Consider the following 4,518-nt stretch of genomic DNA (forward strand, 5'->3'; position numbering starts at 1 on the left):
AGCGCGAGGGCCTCCTGCGGTGTCGCCGTCCCCAGCCAGGTCGCGCCCGCCTCCAGCGCGGCCCGCGCGCAGCGCACCGCGCCGTGGCCGTAGGCGTCCGACTTCACCACCGCCATGAGCTGCGCACCGGACGCCCGGGCGCGCAGGGCGCGCACATTGGCGCGCAGCGCGGCGAGGTCGATCTCGGCACGTGCTCTCAGGGTCGCAGTCTCGTTCATCGCGCCCAGTGTCTCAGAGGCGAACGCCCGTGCCCTCGACCTCCCGGCCCGGTGAGGCGGTCACCGGTGTCCGAGCGCGTGCTCCACGTGGTCGAGGAGGACCGGGACGTGGCTGGCCGCGACGTCCTTCACGGCGGTCACCAGGGTGACCGGGCGGCCTTCGCGCACCAGGTCCACGAGGTCGGCGACGGCCCGGCTGTGGGCGGGGTCGCCGAGCTCGGTGCGGTAGCGGTCCACGAAGTCGTCGTACCGCGCGCCGGTGCGGTCCTGGTGGTACCAGGACCGCAGTTCCCGCGACGGCGTCACGTCCTTGGCCCACACGTCGACGGCGGCGTGTTCCTTCGACACCCCGCGTGGCCAGAGCCTGTCGACGAGGACCCGGGTCCCGTCGTCGTCCTGCGGCGGATCGTAGACCCGCCGCACGCGTACGGCCGTTCCGCTTCCCACGCCGATCACCGTCCCGTCCGGCCCCTTCCAGGGTGGCTCAGGCCCGTACGTCCCGCCAGGCCGCGGGGATCGCGTCCGCGACGTCGTGCGCCGCGACCGGTGCCCCACCGGCCGCCCGGCGGGCCGCGAGCCCGTGCAGGTAGGCGCCCACGGACGCGGCGTCGCGCGGGGCGAGGCCGGCGGCGAGCAGCGAGCCGGTCAGCCCGGAGAGCACGTCGCCGCTGCCGGCCGTGGCCAGCCACGCGGTGCCCGTCGGGTTGACCCGCACGGGCGCGTCCCCGGTCTCCGCGACCAGGGTCGTCGAGCCCTTGAGGAGCACGGTCGCGCGGTAGCGCCCGGCCAGTTCCCGTACGGCGGTGAGCCGCCCCGCCTCGACCTCCTCGCGCGCGACGCCGAGCAGGGCGGCGGCCTCCCCGGCGTGCGGGGTGAGCACCGTCGGGGCGGTGCGCGCCCGCACGGCGGGGGTGTCCATCAGCCGCAGGCCGTCGGCGTCGATCAGGACGGGGACGTCGGCCGCCAGCACGTCGGCGACCGCCGCGGCGGCCTGTGCGCCGTCGCCGAGGCCGGGGCCGGCCACCCACGCCTGGACGCGCCCGGCCTTCGACGGGGGCCCGGGGTGCACCAGCGTCTCCGGGTAGCGGGCGATCACCGCCTCCGTGCCGGGCCCGGCGTAGCGCACGGCTCCCGCGCCGCCGCGCAGGGCCCCCGCGACCGCGAGGACCGCCGCCCCCGGGTAGCGCTCGGAACCGGCGGCCACCCCGACGACACCGCGGCGGTACTTGTCGCTCTCCCCGGCCGGCACGGGCAGGAGGGCGGCGACGTCCGCGTACTGCAGGGCCTCCAGGTCGGGCCGCGCGGGCAGTTCGGGGGCCAGCCCGATGTCGACGAGCCGCAGGGCCCCGGCGTGTTCGGCCGCCGGGTCGACGAGCAGGGCCGGTTTGTACGCACCGAAGGTGACGGTCGCGTCCGCCCGTACGGCCGCGCCGGGCACCTGCCCGGTGTCCGCGTCGACCCCGCTCGGCAGGTCGACGGCGAGGACGGGGGCGTGGCCCCCGGTGACCGCGCGCACCAGTGCCTCGGCCTCGGGGCGCAGGCCGCCGCGCCCCCCGATGCCGGTGATGCCGTCGACGACGAGGTCGACCGGGCCGAGCCCGGCGGGGTCGTCCAGGAGCCGGCCGCCCGCCGCGAGGAGCGCGGCCAGCCCGGCCCGGTGGACCTTGTCCGGGGAGGTCAGCAGGGCGCGGACGCCTGCTCCGCGCCGGGCCAGCCGGGCCCCCGCGAAGAGGGTGTCGCCGCCGTTGTCGCCGCTCCCGACGAGGAGGAGGACCCGGGAGCCGTAGACCCGGCCGTTGCGCCGGAGCAGGTCGCCGCAGGCCACCGCCAGTCCGGCGGCGGCGCGCCTCATCAGGGTGCCGGCCGGCAGCCCTGCCATCAGGGCCTGTTCGGCGGCCCGTACGCTCTCGACGCTGTACGCATGTCGCATGTGCTCAACCCTCCGCGATCACCACGGCCGACGCCACCCCCGCGTCGTGGCTGAGCGAGACGTGCCAGGTGCGCACGCCGAGCTCGGCCGCCCGGGCCGCGACGGTGCCCCGGACCTCCAGCCGGGGCCGCCCGCTGTCCTCGACGCAGACCTCGGCGTCCGTCCAGAGGAGTCCGCCGGGGGCGCCGAGCGCCTTGGCCAGGGCCTCCTTGGCGGCGAACCGGGCCGCCAGGGAGGCGATTCCGCGCCGCTCCCCGCCGGGCAGCAGCAACTCCCGGTCCAGGAACAGCCGATCCGCCAGCTGGGGCGTGCGCTCCAGCGCCGCGCCGAAGCGTTCGATCTCCGCCACATCGATCCCGACCCCAATGATCACGCGCGCTCACTCACTCACTCGACTGTCACGGACTTCGCCAGGTTGCGCGGCTGGTCCACCTCGTTGCCCCGGGCGGTCGCCAGTTCGCAGGCGAAGACCTGCAACGGCACCGTGGCGACCAGTGGCTGAAGCAGCGTAGGCGTAACGGGGATCCGGACGAGGTGGTCGGCGTACGGGACGACCGCCTCGTCGCCCTCCTCGGCGATGACCACGGTGCGTGCCCCCCGTGCCCTGATCTCCTGGATGTTGGACACGATCTTGCCGTGGAGCACCGAGCGGCCGCGCGGGGACGGCACGATCACGACGACGGGCAGCCCGTCGTCGATGAGCGCGATCGGCCCGTGCTTGAGCTCCCCGGCCGCGAAGCCCTCGGCGTGCATGTACGCCAGCTCCTTCAGCTTCAGCGCGCCCTCCAGGGCCACCGGGTAGCCGACGTGCCGGCCCACGAAGAGCACGGTGCCGTGACGGGCGAGGGAGCGCGCCAGCTCCCGTACGGGCTCCATCGTCCCGAGGACCCGCTCGACGGCGCCGGACATCTCGGAGAGCTGGCGCACGACGGTGCGGATCTCGTCGCCCCACTTGGTGCCGCGCACCTGGCCGAGGTACAGCGCGACGAGGTAGCAGGCGACGAGCTGGGTCAGGAACGCCTTCGTGGAGGCGACGGCGACCTCGGGACCGGCATGCGTGTAGAGGACCGCGTCCGACTCCCTCGGGATGGTCGAGCCGTTGGTGTTGCAGATGGCGAGGACCTTCGCACCCTGCTCGCGCGCGTGCCGCACGGCCATCAGTGTGTCCATGGTCTCGCCGGACTGCGAGATCGCCACGACGAGCGTGCGCGGGCCCAGGATCGGGTCGCGGTAGCGGAACTCGCTGGCCAGCTCGGTCTCGCAGGGCAGTCTGGTCCAGTGCTCGATGGCGTACTTGGCGATCATCCCGGCGTGGAACGCGGTCCCGCACGCGACGACGACCACCTTGTCGACCTCGCGGAGCACGCCGGGCGCGATGCGCACCTCGTCGAGGCGGAGCACCCCCTCCGCGTCGATCCGCCCGAGGAGCGTGTCGGCGACGGCCTTCGGCTGGTCGGCGATCTCCTTGAGCATGAAGGAGGCGTACCCGCCCTTCTCGGCCGCCGAGGCGTCCCAGTCCACGTGGTAGGCGCGCACGTCGGCGGGCCGCCCGTCGAATCCGGTGACGGTGGCCCCGTCCCGGCGCAGTTCGACCACCTGGTCCTGACCGAGCTCGATCGCGTCCCGGGTGTGGGCGATGAACGCGGCGACGTCGGAGGCCAGGAACATCTCCCCCTCCCCCACGCCCACCACGAGCGGCGAGTTCCGCCGCGCGCCCACGACGACGTCCGGTTCGTCGGCGTGCACGGCGACGAGGGTGAACGCCCCTTCGAGCCGGCGGCACACCTGCCGCATCGCCTCGGCCAGGTCCCCGGCCGAGGAGTACGCCTCCGCGAGCAGGTGGGCCACCACCTCGGTGTCCGTCTCGGACGCCAGGTCATGGCCCCGGTCCGTCAGTTCCCCGCGCAGTCCGGCGAAGTTCTCGATGATCCCGTTGTGCACGACGGCGACCCGGCCCGCGTTGTCGAGGTGGGGGTGCGCGTTGGCGTCGGTGGGCCCGCCGTGGGTGGCCCAACGGGTGTGCCCGAGACCGGTGTTGCCGGTGGGCAGGGGCCGGTCCTTGAGCTCCTTCTCCAGATTGACGAGCTTGCCGGCCTTCTTCGCCGCGGCCAGCCCTCCGTCCGCCAGGACGGTGATGCCCGCCGAGTCGTAGCCCCGGTACTCGAGGCGCTTCAGCCCGGCGACGACGACGTCCTGCGCCGACTGACCTCCGACATAACCCACGATTCCGCACATAACGTCACCATAAGGCCGGTCCCCCCGGCGGGGGCCGCGCCGGAGCGCCCGACGCTGCGCCAAAAGGGTCCGGCTCCCCGCAGGGGCCGGCCGGCCGGCTCCGAGCACCTTCCCGGCACCGCCCGGCCCCCGCCG

The 4,518-nt window shown here is 75.0% G+C and carries 5 protein-coding genes; all 5 read right to left on the reverse strand.

The genetic code is table 11. The features are described 5' to 3' along the window. Positions 1 to 218, reverse strand: a 218-nt coding sequence (locus ABZ371_RS29310) for an alanine racemase (protein WP_358685188.1), incomplete at its 3' end; no start/stop codon positions are given. A 60-nt stretch (positions 219 to 278) separates the two neighbouring features. Beyond that, the gene (locus tag ABZ371_RS29315; RefSeq protein WP_358685190.1) at positions 279 to 665 is read right to left on the reverse strand and encodes a DUF488 family protein; all 387 of its coding nucleotides are present in this window, start codon (positions 663 to 665) and stop codon (positions 279 to 281) included. Positions 666 to 702: 37 nt separating this feature from the next. After that, the gene (locus ABZ371_RS29320; RefSeq protein ID WP_358685192.1) at positions 703 to 2,148 is read right to left on the reverse strand and encodes an NAD(P)H-hydrate dehydratase; all 1,446 of its coding nucleotides are present in this window, start codon (positions 2,146 to 2,148) and stop codon (positions 703 to 705) included. A 4-nt stretch (positions 2,149 to 2,152) separates the two neighbouring features. Beyond that, the gene (locus tag ABZ371_RS29325; RefSeq protein WP_358685194.1) at positions 2,153 to 2,521 is read right to left on the reverse strand and encodes a holo-ACP synthase; all 369 of its coding nucleotides are present in this window, start codon (positions 2,519 to 2,521) and stop codon (positions 2,153 to 2,155) included. Between the two features lie 14 nt (positions 2,522 to 2,535). Next, a complete protein-coding gene (glmS, locus tag ABZ371_RS29330; protein WP_358685196.1) occupies positions 2,536 to 4,383 on the reverse strand; it encodes a glutamine--fructose-6-phosphate transaminase (isomerizing) in 1,848 nt (615 codons plus the stop codon). Between the last annotated feature and the right edge of the window lie 135 nt (positions 4,384 to 4,518).

This window comes from Streptomyces sp. NPDC005899 (assembly GCF_040629645.1).
GTDB lineage: Bacteria > Actinomycetota > Actinomycetes > Streptomycetales > Streptomycetaceae > Streptomyces.

Coding starts and splice junctions, on each gene's coding strand:
- ABZ371_RS29320 (WP_358685192.1), bottom strand. CDS start 2,148: ATGCGACATGCGTACAGCGTCGAGAGCGTACGGGCCGCCGAACAGGCC.
- glmS (WP_358685196.1), bottom strand. CDS start 4,383: ATGTGCGGAATCGTGGGTTATGTCGGAGGTCAGTCGGCGCAGGACGTC.